This is a genomic window from Deltaproteobacteria bacterium, from assembly GCA_009929795.1.
Taxonomy (GTDB): Bacteria; Desulfobacterota; Desulfovibrionia; order Desulfovibrionales; family Desulfomicrobiaceae; genus RZZR01.
Genome location: RZZR01000030.1, coordinates 1 through 25,187, shown reverse-complemented (window position 1 = coordinate 25,187; position 25,187 = coordinate 1). Strand labels below are relative to the sequence as shown.

The 25,187-nt window shown below is 60.6% G+C and carries 26 protein-coding genes and 1 tRNA gene; 3 read left to right on the top strand and 24 right to left on the bottom strand.

Going from position 1 to position 25,187, the window contains the following annotated elements; genetic code table 11:
- Positions 1-35: 35 nt before the first annotated feature.
- The 23 genes from EOM25_05275 to EOM25_05165 all read right to left on the bottom strand — a co-directional run bounded on the left by EOM25_05275 (position 36) and on the right by EOM25_05165 (position 20,974).
- A complete protein-coding gene (locus EOM25_05275; GenBank protein ID NCC24601.1) occupies positions 36-269 on the bottom strand; it encodes a hypothetical protein in 234 nt (77 codons plus the stop codon).
- Positions 266-1,780, bottom strand: a complete 1,515-nt coding sequence (locus EOM25_05270) for an SAM-dependent DNA methyltransferase (GenBank protein ID NCC24600.1) — start codon at positions 1,778-1,780, stop codon at positions 266-268. Before EOM25_05270 ends, EOM25_05275 begins: the two co-directional genes overlap by 4 nt.
- Before the next feature lie 573 nt (positions 1,781-2,353).
- Positions 2,354-2,429, bottom strand: a tRNA-Ala gene (locus EOM25_05265).
- Positions 2,430-2,511: 82 nt separating this feature from the next.
- Positions 2,512-3,402 (bottom strand): type II secretion system protein GspN, encoded by an 891-nt coding sequence (gene gspN / locus EOM25_05260; protein ID NCC24599.1) that lies wholly within the window; start codon positions 3,400-3,402, stop codon positions 2,512-2,514.
- Complete coding sequence (locus tag EOM25_05255; protein NCC24598.1) at positions 3,399-3,917, bottom strand: hypothetical protein; 519 nt, start codon at positions 3,915-3,917, stop codon at positions 3,399-3,401. Before EOM25_05255 ends, gspN begins: the two co-directional genes overlap by 4 nt.
- On the bottom strand, positions 3,914-5,371 hold the full coding sequence (locus tag EOM25_05250; protein ID NCC24597.1) for a hypothetical protein: 1,458 nt from the start codon (positions 5,369-5,371) through the stop codon (positions 3,914-3,916). The genes EOM25_05255 and EOM25_05250 overlap by 4 nt, the downstream gene beginning before the upstream one ends.
- 9 nt (positions 5,372-5,380) lie before the next feature.
- A complete protein-coding gene (locus EOM25_05245; GenBank protein ID NCC24596.1) occupies positions 5,381-6,433 on the bottom strand; it encodes a hypothetical protein in 1,053 nt (350 codons plus the stop codon).
- On the bottom strand, positions 6,405-7,106 hold the full coding sequence (locus EOM25_05240; GenBank protein NCC24595.1) for a prepilin-type N-terminal cleavage/methylation domain-containing protein: 702 nt from the start codon (positions 7,104-7,106) through the stop codon (positions 6,405-6,407). The genes EOM25_05245 and EOM25_05240 overlap by 29 nt, the downstream gene beginning before the upstream one ends.
- On the bottom strand, positions 7,093-7,734 hold the full coding sequence (locus EOM25_05235; protein ID NCC24594.1) for a prepilin-type N-terminal cleavage/methylation domain-containing protein: 642 nt from the start codon (positions 7,732-7,734) through the stop codon (positions 7,093-7,095). The genes EOM25_05240 and EOM25_05235 overlap by 14 nt, the downstream gene beginning before the upstream one ends.
- Positions 7,442-8,020 carry a type II secretion system protein gene (locus EOM25_05230; GenBank protein ID NCC24593.1) on the bottom strand — a complete coding sequence of 193 codons (579 nt, stop codon included), beginning with the start codon at positions 8,018-8,020 and terminating at the stop codon, positions 7,442-7,444. Before EOM25_05230 ends, EOM25_05235 begins: the two co-directional genes overlap by 293 nt.
- On the bottom strand, positions 7,926-8,402 hold the full coding sequence (gene gspG / locus EOM25_05225; GenBank protein ID NCC24592.1) for a type II secretion system protein GspG: 477 nt from the start codon (positions 8,400-8,402) through the stop codon (positions 7,926-7,928). Before gspG ends, EOM25_05230 begins: the two co-directional genes overlap by 95 nt.
- 38 nt (positions 8,403-8,440) lie before the next feature.
- Entirely contained in the window at positions 8,441-9,958 is a 1,518-nt protein-coding gene (locus EOM25_05220; protein NCC24591.1) for a hypothetical protein, read from the bottom strand.
- A 9-nt stretch (positions 9,959-9,967) separates the two neighbouring features.
- Positions 9,968-11,194 (bottom strand): type II secretion system protein GspF, encoded by a 1,227-nt coding sequence (gspF, locus tag EOM25_05215; protein NCC24590.1) that lies wholly within the window; start codon positions 11,192-11,194, stop codon positions 9,968-9,970.
- 7 nt (positions 11,195-11,201) lie between these two features.
- Positions 11,202-12,890 (bottom strand): type II secretion system protein GspE, encoded by a 1,689-nt coding sequence (gene gspE, locus EOM25_05210; protein NCC24589.1) that lies wholly within the window; start codon positions 12,888-12,890, stop codon positions 11,202-11,204.
- On the bottom strand, positions 12,887-14,842 hold the full coding sequence (gspD, locus tag EOM25_05205; protein NCC24588.1) for a type II secretion system protein GspD: 1,956 nt from the start codon (positions 14,840-14,842) through the stop codon (positions 12,887-12,889). The genes gspE and gspD overlap by 4 nt, the downstream gene beginning before the upstream one ends.
- A gap of 9 nt (positions 14,843-14,851) precedes the next feature.
- Positions 14,852-15,787 carry a hypothetical protein gene (locus EOM25_05200; protein ID NCC24587.1) on the bottom strand — a complete coding sequence of 312 codons (936 nt, stop codon included), beginning with the start codon at positions 15,785-15,787 and terminating at the stop codon, positions 14,852-14,854.
- Positions 15,778-16,644 (bottom strand): tetratricopeptide repeat protein, encoded by an 867-nt coding sequence (locus EOM25_05195; GenBank protein NCC24586.1) that lies wholly within the window; start codon positions 16,642-16,644, stop codon positions 15,778-15,780. The genes EOM25_05200 and EOM25_05195 overlap by 10 nt, the downstream gene beginning before the upstream one ends.
- Before the next feature lie 7 nt (positions 16,645-16,651).
- Entirely contained in the window at positions 16,652-17,065 is a 414-nt protein-coding gene (locus EOM25_05190; GenBank protein ID NCC24585.1) for a JDVT-CTERM system CAAX-type protease, read from the bottom strand.
- Entirely contained in the window at positions 17,062-17,706 is a 645-nt protein-coding gene (gene thiE / locus EOM25_05185) for a thiamine phosphate synthase (protein ID NCC24584.1), read from the bottom strand. The genes EOM25_05190 and thiE overlap by 4 nt, the downstream gene beginning before the upstream one ends.
- 10 nt (positions 17,707-17,716) lie before the next feature.
- Positions 17,717-18,514 carry a hydroxyethylthiazole kinase gene (locus tag EOM25_05180; protein NCC24583.1) on the bottom strand — a complete coding sequence of 266 codons (798 nt, stop codon included), beginning with the start codon at positions 18,512-18,514 and terminating at the stop codon, positions 17,717-17,719.
- Positions 18,511-18,822, bottom strand: a complete 312-nt coding sequence (locus EOM25_05175) for an MTH1187 family thiamine-binding protein (protein ID NCC24582.1) — start codon at positions 18,820-18,822, stop codon at positions 18,511-18,513. The genes EOM25_05180 and EOM25_05175 overlap by 4 nt, the downstream gene beginning before the upstream one ends.
- Before the next feature lie 68 nt (positions 18,823-18,890).
- Positions 18,891-20,096 carry an MFS transporter gene (locus tag EOM25_05170; GenBank protein ID NCC24581.1) on the bottom strand — a complete coding sequence of 402 codons (1,206 nt, stop codon included), beginning with the start codon at positions 20,094-20,096 and terminating at the stop codon, positions 18,891-18,893.
- Positions 20,096-20,974: an NAD(P)-dependent oxidoreductase gene (locus EOM25_05165; protein ID NCC24580.1), complete on the bottom strand. Its 879-nt coding sequence runs from the start codon at positions 20,972-20,974 to the stop codon at positions 20,096-20,098. The genes EOM25_05170 and EOM25_05165 overlap by 1 nt, the downstream gene beginning before the upstream one ends.
- Positions 20,975-21,069: 95 nt before the next feature.
- Between EOM25_05165 and EOM25_05160 the strand changes: the two genes are divergently transcribed.
- Positions 21,070-22,296: an FAD-dependent oxidoreductase gene (locus EOM25_05160; protein ID NCC24579.1), complete on the top strand. Its 1,227-nt coding sequence runs from the start codon at positions 21,070-21,072 to the stop codon at positions 22,294-22,296.
- Positions 22,297-22,362: 66 nt separating this feature from the next.
- Here the strand turns inward: EOM25_05160 and EOM25_05155 are convergent, their stop codons facing one another.
- Entirely contained in the window at positions 22,363-22,857 is a 495-nt protein-coding gene (locus EOM25_05155) for a tetratricopeptide repeat protein (protein NCC24578.1), read from the bottom strand.
- Positions 22,858-22,963: 106 nt separating this feature from the next.
- Here EOM25_05155 and EOM25_05150 point away from each other — a divergent pair, with 106 nt between their 5' ends.
- Both EOM25_05150 and EOM25_05145 read left to right on the top strand, forming a co-directional pair.
- A complete protein-coding gene (locus tag EOM25_05150; GenBank protein NCC24577.1) occupies positions 22,964-24,643 on the top strand; it encodes a VCBS repeat-containing protein in 1,680 nt (559 codons plus the stop codon).
- Positions 24,644-24,793: 150 nt separating this feature from the next.
- Positions 24,794-25,187: hypothetical protein (locus EOM25_05145; GenBank protein ID NCC24576.1), on the top strand; the 394-nt coding region annotated here is incomplete at its 3' end.

Here is a 25,187-nt window from a genome sequence, read left to right as displayed (position 1 = left end):
GCCCCAGAGATAGGATTCAAGTTGGGATTGGGAAATCATTGCACCTGCCTCCGGAAAATCTTGAGCCCGCAGTGGGTGCATTCCCACGCTGGATCGTCATCTCTGATACAGCAGCCGCCAAGCGTGATCCTGCCTTCATTCATTTTTCTTTCTAACTCCTTATTGAAGGCGGGCATCCCATAAAGGATGCTGGCCAGAGGGGCCTGCCCGCATTCGGGGCATTTCCGTGGTTTCTGCGCACGTTCGACTCTGGTTGATGTGTTGCTCATGCCATCAACCCTTCTTTTTCGAGCAACGCTTTCAACCGGTCCTCGGCGGCATAAGCTTTTTGGAGCGATTCTTTGAGGTTGGCTATGGCCTGTTCGACGGTAAGTGCTTCTTCTTCAATCACCGGCTCGACGTAACGGGGGATATTCAAGTTGAAATCGTTCTCTCGAATTTCATCAAGCGGGACCACTCGGCAAAAACCCTCGACATCTTGATATTCCTCGTACCAGCGATGAATTTTTTCCACATGCTCGGGTAAAAGCTCATTTTGAGCGCGGCCAGATTTGAATTCTTTGGACGCGTCAACGAACAGAATTTTTTGACGGTGATTTTTGGGCTTGCTTTCACGAAAGACCAAAACGCAAGGGGCGAGTCCTGTCCCATAAAAAATGTTCTGGCCGAGTCCGATCACCGCCTCAAGAATGTCCATCTCTAAAAGTTTTCGACGGATAATCCCCTCTTTGGACATGCGAAAGAGGACGCCATGAGGAAGCACTACGGCCATGCGGCCAGTTTTCCGGGCCATTGATTTGACCATGTGCTGTACCCAAGCGAAATCCCCGGATTTGGCGGGTGGTAGTCCGGCAAAGTTTCGTCCATAGGGATCGTTGACCCAAACATCATCTCCCCATTTATCAAGGGAAAAGGGTGGATTGGCTATGACGCAATCGAATGTCGCGAGGCTGTCACCTAGATAGAAGGCGGGAGAACGAAGGGTGTCACCTCGTTCGATATGAAAATCTTCCGCGCCGTGGAGGAAAAGATTCATCCTGGCGATGGAGGATGTGGTCAGGTTTTTTTCCTGGCCGAAAAGTTTCCCCAACATGAGATTTTCGTCCCCGCCATGTTCTTTGACGTAGTGCAGGGTCTCAAGGAGCATCCCCCCGGTCCCGCAAGCCGGATCGTAAATTGATTCTCCTGCCTTTGGGGCAAGGATGCGAACCATCAGAGAGACAACCGAGCGAGGGGTATAAAATTCACCGGCCTTCTTGTTGGTCAGGTCGGCAAATTTTTTGATCAGATATTCGTAGGCGTGGCCGAGAACATCGGCACGACAGTTTTCGTTACCAAGGCCGAGGGATGAGAAATGTTCGATCAAATCTTTGAGAAGGGAGTCGGAGAGGCGATCCTTGTTCGTCCATTGGGCATCGCCAAAGATTCCGTGGAGGGTGTCCGGGTTGGCCTTTTCGATACAGCGCATGGCATTTTGGAGAGCATGTCCGATATTGACGCTTTTGATTCGGGCATCTCGCCAATGGCAACCATCTGGAATTTGGAATCGGTGGTTTTCGGGAAAATTGGCGAATTCCACATCCCCACCGGATTCAGCCAAGGCTTGAGAATATTCCTCGTCATAGACATCGGAGATTCGTTTGAAAAAAAGCAAGGGGAAAATGTAGGTTTTAAAATCGGCAGCATCGACAGGTCCGCGAAGGATATTGGCCGATTCCCAAAGATGGTTCGACAGGGAGCCTTTATCTAGGGGTGAATTATTTTTTTCGTTCAACGGCAGGCACCTCAAGTCGGATTAATTTTGCTGGATGATGTTTTGGAAATTTCTAACACGGCCCTGCGAACGCGTGAGTTCGCGGGATAATTTTTTTGAAAAAATAAATTTCATTTTTTGTACAAAAAACCATGGGCTAACTACCAACCGCTTCGCCAAAAGACAAGAAATGGTCGGACGAATTATGGGCTGAATGGACAAATGGGGGATGGGAGAGGATCGAACAAGGCAGGGAATTGGTGGAGCTTCAAGGCAATAATTGATGTCGAGGAAATTGATAACCGCCCACCGGGGCGTTGGTGTCGGCACTCCCTACATACAAATTTTTGTATGTAGGGGGGATCTTTTTAGGAATAGTTCCTATCAATTTCAGATTTTATATTGAATTTTGGAAGGTCGATTCGGGCCGGATTCGGGCCGGATTCGGGCCGGATTCGGGCCGGATTCGGGCCGGATTTGGGCCGGATTTGGGCTGGATTGGGGGCTGGATTGGGGGCCTGGCCCCAGGAAATGTATGTAATTTTGTATGTAGAAAGAAAAAAGGCTTACAGATTTTTACCTGTAAGCCCTTGATTTTCTTGGTGGAGATGGAGGGAATCGAACCCACGACCTCTTGAATGCCATTCAAGCGCTCTCCCAACTGAGCTACATCCCCGCGTGGTGAGGTGCCTTTTTATTCAAACCCCATCCGTTGTCAACCCAAAAAATCGCGGAAAAATCCAAAACTGCATATCCCCTCAACGAAGGCTGAACGCAGGATTCCCGAGACTGCCCCGCATGGCGAAGGGAAACCCACCGCTACTCTTGAGAATTCTGGCCAAGGTTGGATTCATGGCCACCCCGAGCCGATCTGGATCGAGTTTGACTTCTCCAGTCAGGTTCAAAACGGACGCGGTCAGCGGTTCTTTCGGAAAAGCCGTGCCGACCAGGTTTCCGTCGAATCCGGGGCCTGAAAAAATAGCTTGTCGAACTTCGACTTCCGTGGCGTTCCAGGTCAGATCGGCCCTGGCCGACGCTCCGGAGATGTTCAGCTCGCCGACCATGGGATTGGAAAAGGCCAACCCACCGTCACTGATCAAAATGACTCCTTCGCCCTGCCCTGCGCGGCGAGAAAAGGGGTCGAACACGGCCTGCATTCGGCCGCTGGTCTGGCCTTGGAGATTCCCAGCCAATGCGGATACCCGCGGAAGGCGGGCCAAACTCAATCCGGTCCATTCCAATCCTGCGGACCAATCATCGGATTTCCATGGCGGCCCGGTTTCGACCCGAAGATCAAGGCAACCGGGAAGAGTATCGGCTCGCAGTTTGAGGCCGAGTCGACCTCGGAACAGAGCTGAAAAATTCAAACCGAAGACAGGATTGTCGAGCTCCAACCGCTCCCGATCCCGGCCAAATATCAAAATAGCCGAATCGGCCTTGACGGCCAAAGGCCAGACAAGGTAGGCGCCCTGGGCTTGAATCTCCACGCCGAAAGCGGATTCCGTACGGGTCAGGGCCCAATCCAGAAACGCCCGCTCAGGAAAAAAAACCACGGAGAATACGACCAGGCTGAGGACAAAAAATGCGACATACAGACAGATCTCGCCGAGCAGACTCTGTTTAGCCGACTTGGTGGAATTCGAGGTCATCTCGCCACACCGGATCCCTGAGCGGTCACGAGCAGATCCACGTCGAGAAGAAAATTGCGGCTGGGCACGGCCCTGACAGCCAAACGGCCCACCGACACCCCTCCCGGTGCGTTCTCGATTTTATGAAGCAGGGGAACCAGCTGTTCCAGGCCGATTCCGACCAGACGCATCTCAACGGTCTCTTCCTGGCCACCTCCATCGAGACTTCGGCGGGACGGCCGCATGAACTCGAGGTTTTGACGAAGGCCCTGGGAAGCGGACAACGATTCGACCAACCCGAAGAGATTCGCGTCCGACGCCGAGTCCGAAAGCGTGGTTCCGACCAAGCCCCGAAGCACCTCATACTCGGTGGCCAGGGCCTCCAGCTCCATGAGCCGCTCCCGGGCCACGCCCCTCTTGCGGAGCGCGCCGTCCCTGTGGGCCAGCCAAGGTGAAATTGCCCACTCCCAGACGGCAAAGCCCAGGATTACCACGGCCAGCGCCCAAAGCGCAGTTCGTTGTTCCTGCCGCGTCATCCGGACGTCTCCATTTCCATGCTGAATCTCACCCCCTGACCGTCCTGGGCAGAGGTCACCCCCTGAATCCTGACGGTTCGGAAAAATCCGGAGGACTCCAAACCGGCCTTGGCCGACTCGACCGTTCCGAAAGCGTCGGCGTCGCCGCTGATCCGCACACGGCTCCGATCAATGTTCAATTGAAGAATCCGAACCCGAGCCTCAGGGCCAATCCCCCGGCTCAGAGCCAACAAAATTTCCAACATGGACTGGGACGGCCCCCCTCCAGGAGAGGTCGCCGCCTTCAACGCCCCGACTCGATCCCTGACCACGCTCGTGAATTGGGCAGGCAAAAGACGATCCTCGCTTCCGGGAGCCACCTGCCGGACAACCCGACGCATCTCAAACTCGAGATGACTCAGATCGCGCTGAAGTAGAATTTCCTGCCAAAGCACGGAACCGGCCAAGCATCCGAGAATCACAGCCAGAGCTACCGCCGCGTGGATGACCAGTCTCCGGCTTCTCCCCCGCTTCCCAGAGGAGGCCAGATCGCCACGAAGGAAGTTGAATCCCCGTCTTGAACGGGCCAGACGAAGGGCACCGGCACAGGCTAGGCCCCATCGGGCAAATGATTCGGGACCCTCAAACGTCAATTCGGCAGGAACCAATTCGAACAGGGGCTGGCACACGACCCCTGCTTCGGCCTCCACGACCGCGGCAAAACCGTCCCGAGCCGAACCGTCCCCGGCCAAGGCGATCCGTTCGACAGCTTCGCTTCCAAAGGCCAAAACGGCCTGCCGCAGACCATGGACGATGGATTCCGGGGAATGAAATTCCTGTTCGGATCGTTTCGTCGGCCCGAGGGGAAAGGAATGAGAGGCCTCGATCCGGCCTTTGCGGACCAAATAAGCCACCGGACCGTCAGGGCCCAGATCGAGAAGGACGTAGAGTTCCGGGACAGGCCCCCTGATCTCTCCGAGTAGGGCCTGCCAGGCATTTCTGGCTGCATCGGCCACGTCCGGCTCCAGCCCGAAATTTTTCAGGGTCTGGACCGTGGTCGTTATTCGCTCGCGGTTCACCGCTCCGGCCAGTACCCGATAGGCGCGTTCCGGCCCAAAAACCCTGCCCGAAATCTGAAAATCCACGACTAGATCCTGGCTCGGACAAGGCAACAGGCTTTCCAGTTCAAGGGGGAGAACCTTGCCGACCTTGGCCGGATTCCCGAAAGGCAGAATCAAATCGCGAATGAATACGGCCTGATCGGGGAGCACCAGAGCCACCCTGCCTGGCACGACACCGTGACCGGCCAGAGCTTCGGCCACGGCCGAGGCGACTTCCGGACTCAAGCCCTCCGGGCCCCATCCGCCAGAAATCTCAGCCGTCCCTCCCCGAACCAGACGACCCACGGACCGCTCCATCCAGACCATGCGGACGGACTCCGGAGCCAAATGCAGACCGAGTATCGTTTCCGCCATATCCTCCGCCTATTGCAGTTCCAGCCGATCGAGTTCGACCACGTCAGCGTCACTGACGTCCTCTCCGTACCTGTTCGCCCGAGAAAACAGGCCTAGGGCCCGTCTCGAGACACCTCCGACCCTTCCCTCTACCTCGGCCCGAAAAAGGGAAGTCGAGGTCCCGCCAAGGGGAAAAGACACGAACCCGGCGCCGTCCACGGCCACTTCGCGGTACCAGTCACCCCGGTCGAGAAAATCATGATGCCAGGGGTCAACTCGAAAGGCGACCATGGCTCTAGCCACCTCCAGGGCCGTATCCTGGGGGATATCCCTTGCCATGGCCTGCAAAACAAAGATGTCCGCCGAGTTGATGTTCACCATGTCGAATATGGCGGTGGTCACGAGGTCCTTTAATCCCGGCATCCCGTCCCGGCCGTTGAACACATCATCGGTCATTCCATAAACGAGTCGAAGCTCATCAAGGGACATAAACGGCGCATTCCGGGGCCCGCACATCACACCAGCCTCCCGGTATTGTTCCTCTTCGGCACTGTTCTCCGATCGAAGGTCGCTGTCATCGTCCATCCAGTCGGCGATGGACGCGATCAGCTCCCCGGCTGCCTCGGGTTCCAACTCGAACAGGGGCCCTTCCAGAAGGTTGCGCAGGGTCTGCTCATATTCCGGACGGACCGTGCCGTTGCCGTCCAGAAGCCGGTTGATCGGAAACCTGGACTGCTCGTCAACGATGCGCCCGGCCACCTCGCCGGTCTCGAAGCCTCCCGCCCCTCTGCCCTCGGAATCAAAAAAACTGGCCCAGTCCTCTCCCACGTGATCGACGAACACGGCTCGCTCTGTGTCTTTTTCGAGATCCCGGGCCAGGGCCCAATGGACCATGCGGATACCCGACAGGGCAAGGGACTCGGCCTGGACCCCGTTTCGCAGCCTGGACGAGCCGGAAAGATCCACCTGGACCGTGCGGGTGGACAGAATGGCCACGGGTACGAGCATGGCCAGCACCAAAAGAACGAACAGCAGGATGGCCCCGTCCTGAGGGTCAGTTCTCATCGCCCTTCTCCGGCCCATTTACGGAAAACCCGGGAAGGATGCTCCGCTCCAGGGTCCACTCGCCCAGGCTATCGGCCCGGCAGGTCAGCTGGAAACGGACCAGGACTGGTGGATCGAGGCCTTCTCCATCCATGTTCCAGGCGTCCGTTTCCCGCCCCTCTCGATCAACAAAAATCAGACGGACCCCAGTCACCTCGTCGGCCACCTCCACCTCGACAGGGGCCTGGCATGACTCCATGTCCATGAAGGGCTCCTCGCGCCGGACCAGGGATCCGGCCCCAGCCGAGGCTCGGACGATGTAGGACACCCTGTTCAAACGCCATCTGCCGAGGGTCTGGGCGGTGTCCAGACTGGACCAAGTCGGAAAACTCATCAAAACCAGCCCGGTGCCGTTGTCATCGGGTACGAGAGCCGATTCCGGCGAGGCGCCCAGGAAAAGGAATGCGTCCTCGTCCCCAGTGCCATTGGTCTTTCGATCTTCATTCCGGGCCAGGCTCCGCAGATCTACGGCCAGGCGGTCAAGTGTCATCCGGACCATCTGCAGAATCCTGCCCGAACCCTCGACCTCGGAGCCGACCTCCAGAGTCCGGTCGAATACGGTAAAGACGCTGGCCGCGATTATGGCCGCCAGGACCATGGCCACCAGGACCTCCATGAGGGTGAACCCGGCGCGGTCCCTACGGAACGGCAAGAAAAACCCTCTCGAGATCGACCAGATTCTTTCCCCGATACCTGACGCTCAGCACAGCCAGACGCAGACCATCAAGATCGTGGCTCTTCCGGTCGAGTTCCCAGGAAAACCCCGGCCAAAAAACTTCAAAATCCCCTCCGGTCTGGAACCACTCGTCCAGGCCGACGGCCTCGATCTCATCCATCTTGGAAGCCGCCAGAGTCCCGGCCAGGGTCATTTCCCTGGCAGTCAGCACCGCGTCCTGATTGGAGGTCACGGCCTGAATGACCGCCGTGAGGCCCAGGGCCAGGACGGCCAAAGCCACCAAGACTTCCATCAGTGTGAAGCCGGATCGTTCACCCCGCATCGGGCACCGACGGACGGATATACCCGTTCTCCACCCTGGGCCTAGGATTGAAGGCCCGGACCATGACAGTCTTTCCCTCTCCTTCGGAGGGGCCGACATGAATGAGAACCGGATCGACCAACCCGTTGGGGCGAAACGTGATCGACGCCCGGCCAGAGGTCTGGTCTTGGCCCGTGGAAAGCCAGTGGACGCCGATGACCCTCGTCTCACCCTTGGGCCGGAACACGAGTTCCCGCTCGACACGCATAGGCCCCTCCGGATCATCCTCGACTGGGCCGACATCCATGCTGATCGTCCAGATCTTGCCGTCGAGCATGGCCTGCTCCCGGGCTTGTCCGACCATGGCCAGCAGCCGACGGACCTGTCCGTCAGCGCCGGCCCCGAAGAGACCGTCCCCGATGACCGGAACGACCAGACCCAGGCCGATACCGATGACCGCCAGGACCATGACAAGCTCCAGCAGTGTGAAGCCCCTATTCGTCGGGCTCCCAGCTCTTGACATCCGCATTTTTGCCCTCGCCGCCCTCTTCGCCGTCGGCCCCGAAGCTGACGATATCGAATTCGTCATGGCTCCCCGGACTTGTGTACACGTAGGGGTTGCCCCACGGATCCAGAGGGACCTTGGGAATGTACCCCCGCTCCGGGTAATTGCGGGGAATGATGCCCACGGCCGGCTTCTCCACCAGTGCCTGGAGCCCCTGCTCGGTGGACGGATATTCACCGTTCTCCAATTTGTACTTTTTAAGGGCCGTTCCCAGGCTTTCCATCTGCATTCGGGCCTTGACCCTCCTGGCCTTGTCCGGCTCGTCCATGAGCCTGGGCACGATCAATCCGGCCAGAACTCCGAGAATGACAATAACCACCAAAATCTCAATCAGGGTGAAGCCTCCGGATCCCGACCCGGTCCGTTCCCTGCGGGCCCGGACCATCGCTTTGATCTCTGCAAGCATTGCCTCTCCTTGGTTCTCGTGTTCGAAGCTCTCGCCGTTCAGGGCGAGGCCGGGCCGTCCTTCCGGGCCTCGAAAATTTCGCCGCCCCGGGACAGGAGGATCCGGTCGGTCAGAATCGTCTCTACGATCCATTCATCGATCCGGTCGCCCTGGCGGACGATATTTTGGTCGATGACCGCCAGACGCCCCTCGGGTTCGGCGTGCCAGACAATGGCATCCACCCGGACCTGGGCTCTGGGCATTCCCGGCTCCGCAACCGCCGCGGCGGGTTCGCTCTCCCCTCCCGGCTCCAGATGGACGACCGTCTGCGCCCCGGATTCCCGATCCCCCCCTCCAGGGCCTTCCCCGGCGGACTCCGTACGGGCATTGTCCTCCAGAACCGCCGCCGATTCAGACTCGGCCGGAAATGTTCCCTCTACCTGGTCAAGCCCTGGCGGGCTTTGCGTACCCGCCGACTGTCTGGCCAGGGCCTCCAATTCCAGGATAGCCAGAACCCGGTCCAGTCTGGCGTCGAGGTCTGATCCGGCCAAAGTCTCTTTCTCGGGAATCGTCTCCTCGACCGCATCCGAACTCGCCTCTCCGGTCGGAACAATGGAATCGCTCTTGGACTCAGATGTCAATGGTTCCTCATGGTCCGGCCCCGGCACCTCGGGACCCTCCAGGCTAACCACGGCCAAAAACACGGCCATTGCGGCCAGTCCAGCGACCAGCCAAGGGGCCTTGGATCTCCGGGGAATTGCGCCCAGGACCCCCGAAAAAGTCTTGTCGGCAAGCAGAGCCCGAACCTGGGCGGGACGGACAGGAAGAATCCCGTCCCTCGTTGCTTGCCTCAAGGAGTGCTCGCAGATCTGATTGATCAGTCTGGGTGTTCCCCGACTGGCCCGCCAGACGGCCCGCACGGCTCCCGGGGTGAAAAACTCCACCCCCCGGGCCCCGGCCAGGCCCAGCCTGTGTCCAATATACCGTCCGGTCTCGGCCAGTGACAGGTCTGTGAGCACGAATCGGTTTCCGAGCCTCTGGTTCAGGGAGGCGAACCTCGGGCGGGCCAAAGTCTCCTGGAATTCGGGCTGGCCAGAGAGGACCACCTGCAGAAGATGCCTGCCCTGGGCCTGGACATTGGTCAGGACCAGAAGAAAATCAAGGACGTCCGGCGAAAGGAGATGAGCCTCGTCGATGAACAGGACAGCGGTCCGGCCCTCGGACTCCAGTTCCCTGAGCCGGTCGCCCAGTGCCCGGACAACCTCCCGGACCTCGCCTTTACCCGGCCGCCCTCCGAACTCCCTCAGAATCTCCATCCCCAGCTCCCGAGGGCCGAGAAAAGGATTACCCACATAGCCCATGACGAACTCATCGGCATGGTCCCGCTGGACCAGACGGCAGATCATGGTCTTGCCCCGGCCGATAGCCCCAAGAACGAGCACCAATCCTACCCTGTCTCGGATGGCCCGGACCACCCCGGCCAGAACCCGGGCATGGACCTCCGAGGGATAGAACCGCTCCGGGTCTGGAGAAGTCTGGAAGGGGCACCCCTTCAGTTCAGGAAAACCTCTGCCCACGACCCGGCCCTACCGAACCAGATGGCTCATGCTGAAAATGGGCAAAAGCGTGGCCAGAACGACGAACCCCACCACCCCGCCAAGACCAAGGATCATCATCGGCTCCAGCAGAGAAGTCAAAATGGCCAGCCGGGTCCGGACCTCTCCCCTGGCCACCTCGGCCGATTTGAGAAGCATGCTGTCCAGAGTGCCGCTCTGCTCTCCGGCCGCGATCATCTGCAGGACCGTTGGCGGAAAAACCCTACGCCTCCTCAAGGGAACGACGATGCTCTCCCCCTCGGTGATTTCACGGCGGGCCTCGTCCAGGGCCTCGGCCATGCAGGTGTTGTTGACCACGTTCCGGACGATATCCAGGGCTGTCAGCAGAGGTACCTCGTTCCGAATCAGAGTGCCCAAGGTCCCGGCGAACCGGGCCGTGGCTGACTGCCGGACAATGGGTCCGAACAGAGGGGCCTTGAGGAGAAAAGCATCCCAGCGCCTTCTACCGGCCGGGGTCTTCAGGGCCATCCGCCACAGGACAAAGGCTCCGGCCAGGGTCAGGATCATGAGCGGCCAGTATCCCCGCAAAAAGTCGCTGACGCCGATGAGGATGACCGTAGGTAGGGGCAAGGCCTGCCCATAGTCGAGAAATATCTGGGTCAGCTTGGGTATGACGTATGCCATGAGGAAAAAGACCACGCCCACACCGGTCAGGAGCATGAGAATCGGGTAGGCCAATGTCGATTGGACCTGACGGGCCAGGGCCAGGCGGGCCTCCTCGAAATCGGCCAGCTGCTCCATGACCGCCTCCAGAGTTCCTGAGGCCTCCCCGGCCCGAACCAAGGCCGGATAGGTTGGCGGGAAGACCCGGCCGTGTTCTTCAAGAGCATCGGCCAAGCTGCTGCCGCTGTTTACCCGATCCTTGACCTGGGCCAGGACCAGCCGCAGGTACGAGGGATTCATCTGCTCGATGACTCCACTCAGGGACGTAACCAGGGGCAGGCCGGCCGAAATCAAGGTAGCCAGTTGCCGAGTCACCGCAACCAGCTCCATCCTGCTCACTCTCCTGGACAGAATCCGAAAACGCCCCCGGTCTCGACCTTCTATCCGATCCCTGGCCCTGGCCTCGGCCAGTTCCGATGGATAGAGCCCCTCGGCCCGAAGCTTCTGCCGGGCCGCCCCGGGTCCGTCGGCCTCGACGATACCCTTGAGTTCCCTGCCAGCCCGGTCCAGGGCCTTGTACTCGAAAACAGCCATGGTCCCCTCAGACCTGGGTCACGCGAAGGATTTCACTGACCGTGGTCAGACCCTGGGCGGCCTTGAGCAGCCCGTCCTCCCGCAAGGTCCGCATCCCGAGCTCCGAGGCCCTTCGCCTGATCTGATTCGCATCCGAGGTCTTGAGAATCATGTTCGCGATCTCCTCGCCCACGGGCAAAAACTCGTAGATGCCTGTCCTTCCCCGGTATCCGGTTTCCAGACATTCGGGACACCCATGGGCTCGGTGGAAAAATCCCCCGGCCTGATCGAGCCCCCACTCCCCGAGCTGTTCAGGCCGGGGGGTGTAGGGTTCCCGGCAGGTCGAGCAGACCCGGCGCACGAGGCGCTGAGCAATGATGGCCCGGACCGAGGAAGAAACCAGGAAGGGCTCTATGCCCATGTCGATGAGCCGGGTCACGGCGCTGGCCGAATCGTTGGTGTGCAGGGTGGAAAAGACCAGATGGCCGGTCAGGGCGGCCTGGATGGCGATCTCGGCCGTCTCCAGGTCCCGGATCTCGCCGATCAGGATGACGTCCGGATCCTGGCGGACCATGGCCCGAAGCCCCCGGGCAAACGTCAGCCCGATCTTCGAATTGGCCTGCATCTGGCCGATCCCGTCCAGCTGGTACTCAATGGGATCCTCGATGGTCAGGATGTTCTTGTCCGGGGAGTTGATCTCGTTCAGGGCCGCGTACAGAGTGGTGGTCTTGCCGCTCCCGGTCGGCCCCGTGACCAGGACGATGCCGTGGGAAATGGTGATCAGCCGACCCATGGCCTCAAGCTGATCCTCGCCCAGACCGATCTCGTTCAGCTTCAAAAGCCGCATGCCCTTTTCCAAAAGTCTGAGCACCACCCGTTCCCCGAATCCGGTCGGGATGGTCGAAACCCGAAGATCCACTTGGCGCTCGCCGATCTTGATCTCGATGCGGCCGTCCTGGGGAAGCCGCTTCTCGGCGATGTTCAGCTTGGCCATGATCTTGATCCGGGAGACCACGGCGGAATGCAGGCGGCGGGACAGGGAGATTTTATTGTGCAGCACGCCGTCCAGACGAAAGCGGATCCGAAGCTCGTGAGGGAACGGCTCCACATGGATGTCGCTGGCGTGGGCCTTCACCGCCTGGGACAGAATGTGGTTGACCAGCTTGATGACCGGAGCGTCGCTGGTCTCATCCAGGAGGTCGGCCCCGCCTTCGTTCTCCAGGCCCGAAAGAACTTCCTCGTCTCGCTGGTCGAGATCCTGGATGATCTCCGAGGTGTCGTCGTCCCCGCCCTGGCCGTAGGCCCTGTTGATGGCCGATTGGATGGCCCGCTTGGGGACCAGGACCGGCACGATGGACGGGGCTCCGTAAAGCAGGCGGAGATCGGAGAGGATGTCCAGACGGCCGGCGTCGGACACGGCCACTTCAAGACGATCTTCCGTCAATGTCAAAGGAAAGACCGAGTTTCGCCTAGCGTACTGAATGGGAACCCGCTTGACCAGCTCGAAATCCAGGCTCTGGTCGGCGATCTCGGATCTGACTTCCAGGCCCATCTCGCGGCCGTAGAGCCCGAGAATCTCCTCCTCCCGGACCTTGTTCAGCCGAACCAGGGCCTCGGCCAGGGAACCGCCGTTGATCGCGGCCCGGGCTTCGTCCAGATCGGCTTCGGTCACCCGTCCGGCCCGGAGCAGATCGGCCCCCAGATCAATGCCGATCATGTCGTGGCGGCCACCGGCCCGGCGACGAACGGGGCCTCGTCCAGGGGCATGGCCCTGCCGTCCGTATTGTAGCGCAGGCGCTCCATGTACCGGGCTTTCTGGTGATAGAGGGACCGGGCATCCTCCGGATTTCGAACCACGTGGGGAGTCAAAAACACCAGCAGGTTCTTCTTGGACGTCTTTTCCCGCTCGACCTTGAACATCCAGCCCAAAAGGGGGATGTCCATGAGACCAGGAATTCCGGTCACGTTGGTCCCGGAGGCGTCCTCGATGAGCCCGGCGATGACCACCGTCTCCCCGTCCTTGACCTCCACCGTGGTCTCGGCCACCCGCTTCTTGGTCACCGGGGTGATGGTTCCCTCCAGGGAATTGCCCTCGACCCGGCTGACCTCCTGGTAGATCATCATCTTCACCGAACCCTGGGCGTTGATGAACGGGGTGACCTTCAAGGTCACGCCCACGTCCTTGTACTCGTAGTTGCTATAGGCCGTGTTGTCCGTGGTCTTGTCCTGACGGGTGGTGAAGGCCCGGTTCTCGCCGACGATGACCTTGGCGTCGGCGTTTTCCAGGGTCATTAACTGGGGCGTGGAGATGATGTTCACGTTGTCGTCCGATTTGGCCGCGTGCAGGAAGGCTCCGAGATTGAAGTACTTCTTCCCTCCATAGAGAAAGGGAAGGGACAAAACTCCCAGGGACAGGCCGTCCGGGTTGGCCGCCAGCTTGGTCGTGAGCTGATCCATGCTCGTGCCGATAAGCCCGTTGCTGGTGCCGAAGAACAGGCTCTCGTCCCCGCTCGGGCCGGCCTTGGCCCCCCCCTGCCACTGGACACCCAGGTTAAAGGAGGCGTCCGTGCTGACCTCCAGGATGGAGGTCTCGATGAAGACCTGTTCCCGGGGGCTGTCCAGTTGGGCGATGACCTCCTTCAAGGCCTCGAACTCGTCGGGCTGGGCGGTGATGACCAGGCTGTTGGAGTCCTTGTCGGCCACGACCTTCACGTCCCGGGAGATCACCCCGGCCTGCTGGCCCTGGGCGGGATCTCCGCCTGTGGGAAGCCCGGCCACGACCTTGGCAAGGTTCTCGGCCAGGGCGTTTTCAAGCTTGACCACATGAATGGTGCCCTTGCCCTTGGGCGTCGGCTGGTCCAGTTCGCCGACGAGCTTCAGTGCCCGGGCCATCTCCGAATCAGAGGCCAGGATGATCAGAGCGTTTAGCCGCTCGTCGGGCACGATCTTGAGCTTCCCGCCCCGGATCGAGCCCTCGGCCGGGGCCTGGGTTGCCTGCTCCTGGGCCAATCGGCCCAGAGATCCGGCCAAGCGTTCGGCCGAGGCGTGCTTCAGGCGGACAACCACCATCTGCAAATGCCCCTGGGCCACGTCCAACTCGTTCACAATCTCGATTACCCGCTGGATGTTGGCCCGGTAATCGGTCAGGATGAGCGTTCTGGTCGGACCGTAGGCCACCAGGATCCCCTCCTTGGAGACGATGGGAATGAGAATCTTGCGGACCTCTTCGGCGTCCGCGTAGTTCAGGGGGATGATCTGGGTCACGAAGGTGTCCCCGGGTCTGGGAACGATCTCCGGTCTGGTCAAGGTGGCGATGTTCTCTTGTCTGGCCCGAACCGAAGGAACGATCTTGGTCACCTCTCCCGATGGCACGGCCGCGAACCCGTTGACCTCCAGGACCGATTCGAAGACCCTGTATGCCTCGTTCACGGAAATTCCTGTCGGGGAAAGCACTGTGACCTTGCCCCGGACCTTCTCGTCGACCACGAAATTCGTGCCCGTCAGTTCACTGATGAACTTGATGAACACCTGGATGTTCACCTCGTTGAAGTCCATGGTGATGGACCTGTCCACCGAGGCCTCCTGGGACAGGGCCTGAATCGGTCCGGCCAGAAGTCCCAAAACGAGGCCCAAGGCCAAAATCGTGCGAGAGAGTTTCATGACGCTCATAGTCCGATGTTATTGAATTTCGTAACGCAAGGTCTCGTACTGGGTTCCCCGGCGGACACGCAGGTCCACCCCTCCCCCTCCGGACGTCGTCATCTCCTCGTAAAGAGAGACGAGCTGGTCCGGCCCGGTCAAGGTCCGGTCGTTGACGGACATGACCACGTCGTTGTTCACCAGACCCAATTGTTGGTACACGCTGCCCGGCCTGATGTTGGACAGCCGGTATCCGGCAAGCTGCCCGGCTTCCATGTAGGGAACGATGCGGGCGTCGCGCATCAGGGCCGGCAAATTGTTCAGGGATTCCTCAATCCGGGCCCGCTCCAGGATCATGACCTTGCCCGAGGCGCCTTCATCGGGTCTTGACGCCTGGGACTTGGCCAGCTGTTCGGGATCCATGGACAAAACCACGTCCCGATCCCCGGTCCGGAGAACCACGTTGGTCCTCAGAATCCTTCTGACCTCGGCCTCCTTGACCCTGTCCCCCACCCGGTAGAGATCCTCGGTCCGGCTGGTCTTGTCCAGAATTATGGCCGTGTTCAGAGCCTCGTCCGTTCCGACCACCGTGCCCAGAAGCTCCAGGTTCAGGCTGGCCAAAGGCATCTTGGACAGGATCTGCTCAGGTTCCGGGACAGCCTCCTTTTCACGGATCGTGCCGAACAGATTTCGAGCCGCGATGGGCGCGTAGCGGTCCAGGCCATGTTGCTTGGACGACTGGGAAGACGGGGCCGGAGTTGCCACGGTGACCTTCGGGGTCAACAGGTAGGCCTCGGCCTGCCACCGTTCACCCAGAAAATCCATGCCCACCAAGCTCACCAAAGCCGCAAGGGCGGCCAGGATCGAGAGGTTCAGGCCGATCCGGGTCGCCCTGGGATGCCGGGCCAGCCAGGGCCAGGGTCCGGATGTCGACAGGCTGTCCAGAAACGAGGCACCCATAGTCGTTACGGGCATTCGCTCATGCGCTGCATCTGACGGTACCGGTCGCAGAGGCCCAGTTCACAGGCCTGGCCGAGATCCATACATCCCAGATCCTTGCTGCCCAAACGCTGATACAAAAGTCCTCTGTTGAGATAGGCAGGGCCCAGGGAGGGATCGAGTTCCACGGCCCGGGTGTAGTCGCTGAGGGCTTCCGCGTACTCGTCCAGGGCCTCGTGGACCACGCCGCGGTTGTATAGATACAGGGAACGGCTCGGGTCCATACCCACGGCCCTATTCAGATCTTCAAGGGCCTCTTCGGGCCGCCCGGCCCGAAGAAGGGCAATGCCCCTGCCGTTCAGAGCCCGGGGAAACTCAGAAACCTGGGCTAGGGCCTCGCCGTACTGGATCACGGCCCGATTCCACTGTCTCTTTTCGGCGTAGTACCTCCCGAGATTGAAATGAACCTGGGCCGAATCAGGATGGAGGGCCAGGACCGCCTCCCAGTCGTCCCGGGCCAGGTCGACCTCTCCGATCTCGAACCGGGCAGCGCCTCGGTTATTCAGTGCCTCCGAGAAATCGGGGCGAAGACGGATGGCCTCGGTGTAGTCCAAGACGGCCAGCACCTGCTCGTTTCGCTTCTGCCGGCACAGACCCCGGTTGTAGTGGGCCTCGGCCAGGGTCGGTTCGAGATCCAAGGCCTCAGTGAACAAGGCCAAGGCCGAGTCCGTCTGGCCCGACTCCAAAGCCCGCAGGCCATCGTCCAACGCACCCCGGGCATTCCGGTCCTCGGGCGGAGAGGCCTTTCTGGCCGCACCGCAACCGATCGACATCGCCAACGCGATCAGGCTGAGGAGCAGGATGACGGGTCCGCCAATCCGAAATCTATGCATGATCAGATCAAATCCTGTGAAAATACATTAGGTTGTAAAAAAAATGCAGAACCCAGCAGGGCCACAGTCTTCGATACCGATCCCAGGCCAGGCCGAAGGCCAGGGATGGGACAAACGTCGCTACGGCCCAGACCGGGGGATGATGAACGAAATGGACTCCGGCAAACACCGCCGAGGTCACGACATTGGCCAAGGTCAACGGACCGAGCCCGGCATCCTTGAGCCAGCGCCGCAGGCCTTCCTGCAGGCCAAAGCGAAAGATCAGCTCTTCGGCCAGGGCCCATGCCGCCAAGGCGGCCACCGGCACAGGATGGACAGGAGTCGGTAACGCAATGCCGATGAGGCCGGCCGCCATCAAAAGCCATAGGAACGGATCCCGGACGATGAATCCATGCGGCCACATCCGCCCGGAGCCGGTCATGCCAAATCGGGCCCGCTCCAGGCCTCGAGAATCCGGGCCGCGGCCTTGGCCGGATCCGAGGCCGAGCAGATGGCCGAGACCACGGCCACTCCCTTGGCTCCGGCCATCCTGGCCTTGGCCGCTGTTTCGGCCCCCATGGACCCGATGGCCACCACCGGCAACTTGGCGGCGGCGCAGGCCCGGGCCAACCCGTCAAAGCCCCAGGCCGGGCAGGCGTCGGCCTTGGTCGCCGTAGGCAGAACCGGCCCGACTCCGAGATAGTCGACGTTGAGATCACGGACCTCCAGGACCTGGTCCATTCTCTCCACAGACAGGCCGACAATGGCCTTGGGGCCGACCAGGGCCCTGACATCGGCCACATCCATATCGGATTGTCCCACGTGAACCCCATCGGCCTCCGAGGCCAAAGCCACGTCCACCCGGTCGTTGACGATCAATGGCACCCCGGTTCCAGCCAGAATCAACTTCACGGCCCTGGCCAGATCCACGAATTCGCGGGTGGACAGGGATTTTTCCCGAAGCTGGACCATTTTGGCCCCTCCTGCCACGGCCCTCCGGACAATGTCCAAAAGGTCCCGGCCCAGGCATAGGGGACGGTCCGTGACCAGATAGAGTCGAAAATCGGCAGGCAGGCGGTTCATAAAGGGACCGTCAACGGACCAATCGGACCAATTCATCGGCGTTCAGGCTGTAGAGCCGGTCATAAAAGTGCATCTGCAGGGAACCCGGTCCCGGCGACACGGCCGCGGCCAGTTCCCCGGCCACACCCATAACTGTCATGGCGTGGGCGCAGGCCTGGACGTGGTCGTCGTTGATGGCGGCGAACGCCCCGACCAGGGCCGTGGCCGTGCACCCAAGGCCGGTGACCCTGGTCATCATCGGATTTCCGTTGGCAACCCGTATCTCGACCGTTCCGTCGGTGACAATATCTTCGCTCCCGGACACGCAGACCACGCAACCATGCGTCCGAGCCAAGCCTAATGCCGCCTCTCTGGCCTCGTCGGTCGTGTTGGCGCTGTCAGCCCCCTTGGGCACGGCATTCTCCCCGGCCAGAGCCATGATCTCCGAGGCGTTCCCCCGAACAATCTCGATGCGATGCTCGGTCAAAAATCTCCGGCAGAGTTCCATCCGCAGCCGGGTCACCCCTGCGGCCACCGGGTCCAGAACCACGGGAATACCCCGGTCGTTGGCGATATGCAGGGCCCGGAACATGCCCTCGCGCATGTCCGAGGTCGGCGTGCCGATGTTGAGCACCAAGGCCGAGGCCAATCCGGCAAGTTCGGCCGTCTCCAGGGGCGACTCGGCCATTGCCGGGGATGCTCCCAAGGCCAGCAGGGCGTTGGCCGTGGTGTTGGTCACCACGTAGTTGGTGATGTTGAAGATCAGCGGGTTGACCGATCGAACCCGCTCCACGTCCCGCCAGACATCAGCCGCCTGCGGTCTGCTCACTCCCCCTCCTCGTTGTCCATGAGTTGTTGAACGGTTGAAACCTTGCCTTTCAGTCGCCCCGAACCGTCCCGACGGCTGTCGATCTTCAAGGTCCCGTAAACCCGATCGCAATCGGTCTCCAGATCGCGAAAACACTCGGCGACCACGGCCAGAATCCGGTCGAGTTCGCCTTCCATGCAAGTGCCCATGGGATTCAGTTCGTAATCCAGGTCGCTTTTCCGAATAATCTTCAGCACCCGGGCCACATACGGGGCCACGCCCACGTCCCGGCCGATGGGAAAGATCGAGAATTCAGCCACCACGCTCATGATCGCTCTCCTGTTTGCGAAAGGATATAGGGGCAAACAGGACCCAAGGCAACCCTGACGGCCAGGCCTTACAATCTGGCCCTAAGCAGAAGAGGAAGAAATACAAGCATGACCGCTCCCATGCCCATGAAGGCCGTCCAGAGTCCAAAATGGTCCCCCACCCAGGCCAGGGCGGCTGGGATGGCCCCGATCCCTACGGCCGAGGCGATGGCCACGGCCAGGGCCACGGCCAGATCCATGGCTCCTTCCGGAGCTAATCGGGCCAGGGCCGAAAAACCCGCCGGGAAAAAACTGATGGTCAGCACCGGCTGAATGAAGAGAAAAAAACCGGCCAAGGCGAAGGACCCAGATCCGATCCCGATGGTGGCCAGTCCGGCCAAGCCGAAAGACAGGCCGAAGGCCGGCTTGAGACCGAAACGGTCCACGAACCAGCCAGCCCAAAAGGTCACCAGAAGACAGGCCACCCGGGAAATCCCCAGAAAAAGATTGGCGTCGCTTCTGCTCAGTCCGTGATCCCGGACCAAATAGACCGAAGTCAGATGAAAGACCCCGATCTCGGCCCCGATGGCCAGGGAAAAGCCAAGGGCCACTAATAGAAAGGACGGATTGCGAATCAGATGCATGATCCGGTCCCAGGACATACCACGGCCTGGAAATCTTCCAGCCCGTCCCCGGAACCAATACCAGCCTCCCGACACCAGGCTGAGCAGGCCCAGCCCCTGAAAAGCCTGACGCCATCCGCCCCAGGTTAGGAAGAATTCGGCCATAAGCGGGGCCACGATGAAGGCCAGGCTCGGAGCGCACTCGTGCAGGGCAAAGGCCTTTCCCAGATGTCGGGATGGAACGAAGTCAGTGATGCTTCCGACGCCCGAGGGCAGATACAGCCCGGCAGCCAGCCCAAGGCCGATGAGGGACGCGCCAAGGCCCAGAGGCCCCTGGGCAAATCCGGCCCAGAGCATGCTCGCCCCCAGGCCGATCATGGAACAGGCGATGTTTCGCTGGTGGGTCAATAGATGGGCCGCCTGACTGGAGAGGAGGATGCCCGCGCTGTACCCCCAGGATACGGCCAGGAAAAACCATCCGACCCGGGCCAGGGGAATGTCCAGATCGGCCTGGATGGGCAAAAGCAGCGGACCGAGCAGAAGCCGGGCGCTGAAATTGAGGAAAAACAGCCCGGCCAGAACAGTCAAAGGTCCAAGACAGGCACCGAAGGGAGGACCGGCCTTATCCATCCGATTGGGGACATCGGCGGAAACTCCGTTTCGGGAAGACATCAGACCCGGCCGTTCAGCCGTTCGCAAACCGTGTACAGGGCCTGGGTACAGAGGTTGTCCATGCCCATGGCACTGGCCGCCATATAAAATTGATGGACCAGGGCCAAGCCGGGCAGGGCCAAGCCCATGCGCCGGGCCTCGTCAAGGGCCAGGCCCATGTCCTTGATGAAATGCCTGATCAGAAAACCCGAGGAAAAGTCTTCGGACGTGATCCTCCGGCCCAGGGTGTTCAGGGACCAAGAGGCCGCCGCACCCCGGCCGATGACGTCGACAACCAGATCCCGGTCCAGCCCGGCCTTGGAGGCGTACAGGAGAGACTCCACAACCCCGATCATGGTCGAGGCTATCAGGATCTGATTGCTCATCTTGGTGTGCTGACCGGCTCCCGGTCCGCCCATGTGAACGACGGTTTTACCCATGAGCTCGAATAGGGGAAGAGCCCGGTCAAAGGCCCGTCGTTCTCCGCCGACCATGATGGCCAGAGTGGCCTCCCGGGCTCCAACGTCGCCGCCCGAAACCGGGGCGTCGAGCCCGGACACGTCCTTGGCCGCGGCCTTCTCGTAAATGTGCGCGGCCAGATCCGGGCTGGAGGTGGTCATGTCAATGAAGATGCCTCCCGCCTCCATGGACTCCAAAACCCCATCGGGTCCGAGCACGACGTCGTCCACGTCCGAGGGAAGGCCGACCATGGTGAAAACGAACTCGGCCCCCTGCGCCGCCTCGGCCGGAGATTCGCACCAGCGGGCTCCAGCCCGTTCCAGGTCCGCCGCCCTGGATCTCGTCCGGTTGAAGATGCGCGCCTCGTGTCCAGCAGCCATGAGATGGCCGCACATGGACGCCCCCATGATCCCCGTCCCGATCCAGGCAATCCTGGCCATATATTCCTCCTTGGATAACCCGCCCCCGGGCTCATCGAAAACAACCGCCAACACCGTCCTTGCCGCCCCAGATCACCTAGTCTAGTCTCCGGACGATGGCAATCGTGAACCTCTCGGAACTCCCGGAAACCACTGACTTCCTGGTTGTCGGGGCCGGAATAGTCGGCCTGACCGTCGCCCTGGAACTGGCCCGACGCCACCCCGACTGTCGGATAACGATCCTGGACAAGGAGAACTGCCTGGCGGCCCACGCCAGCGGCCGCAACAGCGGCGTCCTTCATGCCGGATTCTACTATTCGGCCGACACCCTCAAGGCCCGCCTTTGCCGGGTCGGCAACGAGGCCCTGACCGCCTATTGTCTGGATCGGGGTCTGCCCATCAACCCCTGCGGCAAGCTTGTCTTGGCCAGGAACGAGGCCGAGCAGGAGGGTATTTGCCTCCTCTTCGAACGGGGCCGGGCCAACATGGTCCCCCTCCAAATGATCTCTGAATACGAGGCCAGGTCCATCGAGCCCCGGGTCCGGACCTGCGGCCGGGCCCTCTGGTCGCCGACCACCTCCAGCATCGACCCCTTGGCTCTCATGGCCTCTCTGGCCCGAGATGCCCGCCTTCTGGGCATCCGCGTGGTACTCGGAGCCAGATTCCTCGGCCGAAAAAAAACCGCCATCGAAACCTCGGCCGGAATCGTTCAGCCCGGGTATACGGTCAATGCCGCCGGCCTCCAGGCCGACCAGGTGGCCAGGGCCTTCGGCTTCGGACAAGGTCTGGCCGTCTTTCCCTTCAAAGGCCTCTACCTCTACGGCAACGATTCAGCCCCGGTACTTCGCGTCCACGTTTATCCGGTGCCCGACCTCCGCCTTCCATTTCTCGGAGCCCATTTCACGACCACGGTAAAGGGCCGGGTCAAGATCGGACCCACGGCCTTGCCCTGCCTGTGGACCGAGCAGTATTCGATTCTGGAAAACTTCGATTGCCGGGACTTGGCCAGGACCACGAGGCTCGGAATGCTCATGCTGGCCAAGAACGGCCGCCGCTATCTGCGTCTGGCCGCGGGCGAATTGATGAAGGCTGATCGGGCCTGCCTGACGGCCCAGGCCGGAGCCCTGGTGGAAGGCATTGCTCCTGGGATGTTCACCCATTGGGGGCGGCCCGGTATCCGGGCCCAGATGGTGGACATAAACTCAGGGCGGCTGGTCATGGATTTTCTCTCCAAAGGGGACGACCGATCCTACCACATCCTGAACGCCGTGTCCCCTGCCTTAACCTCCAGCCTGCCCCTGGCCGCCCATTGCTGCGACGAGATGGCCGCGCTCATGGGCTGAACCCCATCTTGAGCCCCAACGGGACAATTCAATGCGGTCCGGGTCAACTGCTCGGGAGGCTACCCATCAAAATAAACCGCATCCCTTCATGGCCTCCTCCATACCTTGGGCGGCCTCTTCTCCGCTCGGAGGATGTCCGGCATCCATCAGGGCGCTATCGAGATTAATCTCCCGTCGAATGAGAACGGCCGATGGGTCGTTGAACTCCGCCCAGCAGGCCATGGCCTCGTCCAAACGTTCCTCCCGGGCCATGGTCAGGCCGATATGGAGGATGAGGTCCTGGGCCTCGGCATCCAGATTCCGGGCCTGTTCAAAGGTCGCCCTGGCCTCGGCCCATCGCTGAAGCCGATACAGGCATTGCCCAAGGGCTCTCTGACAGTCGGCATCTTCCGGATGATTTGCAGCCGCCCTGTTCAAAAGAACCAGGGCCTCTTTCTGCTCGCCCCGCCTCATGGCCTTTCGGCCGTCCAAATAATCCGAGTCCTTGGCCCCCTTGCCGGGCAAGGGGTCCGAGACCCCCAGGGTCTGGAGGGACCGTCTGAAAAACTGCCGTCGATTCATTGCATCTCCTTGCTCATCGCGTCATGGCTTTCCGGTGCTGGTTGACAAGCCCGCCAATGCCATTGAAAACAGGTTGGCCCCGAGTCATGGGGGCAATTACCCAATAATGCATCCAACGCCTTCAGGAGGACACCCCATGTTCCCAGCGAGATATGTTTGCCTGTGGCTCCTCGCAATCGCGACCATCTTTCCTTTTCAGGCCCGGGGGGAGGAGGTCAAGACCTTTGCCGTCGCCCCCGTCGAGATTCAGGGCCCGTCCCAGTTCATCTATCTCCAAAAGGCCATTCCCTCAATGCTCACCTCCCGCCTGAACTGGAAGGGGAGACTTGAGCCCCGGGCCGAGGCCGCTGCCGAGGTCCAGGCCATGGATCCCATCGCCGATCCCGGCCAGGCCGGACAGGTCAGGTCAAACCTCGGAATCGACTATCTGGTCTTCGGCACGGCTGCCATCGTCGGCCAGAGTTGTGACCTGAACCTCCATGTCCTGGGCGAGGACGGAAACATGTTCACCCAAACCCGCCAGACCGATCTGGACGGCCTCATCCCGGCCCTGGAAGACATGGCCAAGACCGTCAACGACACACTCTTCAAACGGCCCGAGGAACCCGCCCCGGCCCAAGAAACCGAAAAGGTCCTCAGGGTCAACCCCGAGTTCACCTACAACGAGACCGGCGGCCAGGAATTCTACCTCAACCCCCAATTCAGGTACGAGAGCTCGCCCGACTCGCCGGGCCGCTGGCGAAGTCAGACCCTGTCCTTCGCCGGCATCGGACTGGCCGTGGCCGACCTAGACGGAGACGGCACCAACGAGGTCGTCATCATGCAGGACAACGCCTTGCACGCCTATCGCTGGCGGCCCGACGGACTCCAGCTTCTGGACACCTTCCAGCGATCCCTGCGCGAACAATTTCTAAACGTCAACGCCATGGACCTGAACCGGGACGGACTGGCCGAAATCTTCGTCTCGTCTCTCATGGAGGAAAGCCTGAGATCCTTTGTCTGCAACTTTGTCGACGGGAAATTCAAGGTCGTCGACGACCGCCTCCCCTACTATTTGAACATGGTTCGGCTGCCTCCGACCTACATGCCCACCCTCATCGGACAAAAGCGGGAAATGCGCCGCATTTTCTCTTCAGGAATCCACGAACTGGTCCGCATAGGCGGAAATTACGAACTCGGCGGAGGCCTTCGACTGCCCGCCGAGGCCAATGTCTTCAATTTTGCCTTTCTGCCCCAAGGCGACGGCACTGATTACAAGGTCGTCGTCGCGGACAAGAACGACCATCTCCGGGTCTTCACCTCGGGGATGGCCCCCCAGGCCGTGACCTCCGACGTTTATGCCGGGTCTTCCATCGGCCTTGCCGAATATAGCAACATACCCGGAACCCAGCGTTCCAGAAGGGCCGATATCCCACCCAACATGTACTACATCCCCACCCGGCTCATTCCGGCCGACGTGGACGGCGACGGACGCTTCGAGCTCATCGTCAACAAGAACATGTCCGTGGCTGCCCAATTTTTCCAGAGCTACCGGAACTTTCCCCAAGGGGAGATCCGAAGCCTCTACTGGGACGGCATCGGCCTGAACATCTTCTGGAAGACCCAGGTCATCCGGGGAGCCATATGCGACTATGTCCTGGCCGACATGAACAATGACGGGGCCGACGAGCTCTGCGTCCTGGTCCGCCTCCATCCGGGCATCACCGGGCTCAAGTCCGACAAGACCATGGTCCTGACCTATACCCTGGACAGCAAGGACAAGGGACCGTCCGCCCTGGGCGAGTGAGGGACAAAAATTTGTACGGTAAAAAAATTTCTACTTTCGTCAATTCTTCGACGAAAAACCCTTGACCTTTGCCCGGCACCCCGATAGAAGTCCTTCCATATCGTGTTTCGGTATCGGGCTTTTCACAACGCAAAAGGAGGAAGATTAACCATGAAACGCATTCTGCTTCTGGCCATCGCCGCTGCCTTCGTCTTCGCCAGTGTGCTTCCGGCCTCGGCTGTCGAGCTGAACGCTCGCGGACAGTTCAAAACCCAGTTTAGCTGGTGGCACAACGCCGGTACCAGCCTGAATTTCGACAACGACGTCTCCCAGGAGTCCTTCACCGCTCAGGAAAGGGCCCGCTTGTGGTTCGACTTCATCGCCAACGAGAACCTCAAAGGCGTGTACGCCGTTGAGGTCGGCACGTTCCATTGGGGCGATCCCGCCGCCGGCGCCGCCACCGGTGCCCGCAAGGCCCAGATCGAAACTCTGGAAGCCTACATCGACTTCACCCTGGAAGCCCTCATGGGCCTGAACATCAAGGCTGGTCTCCAGTACTTCATGG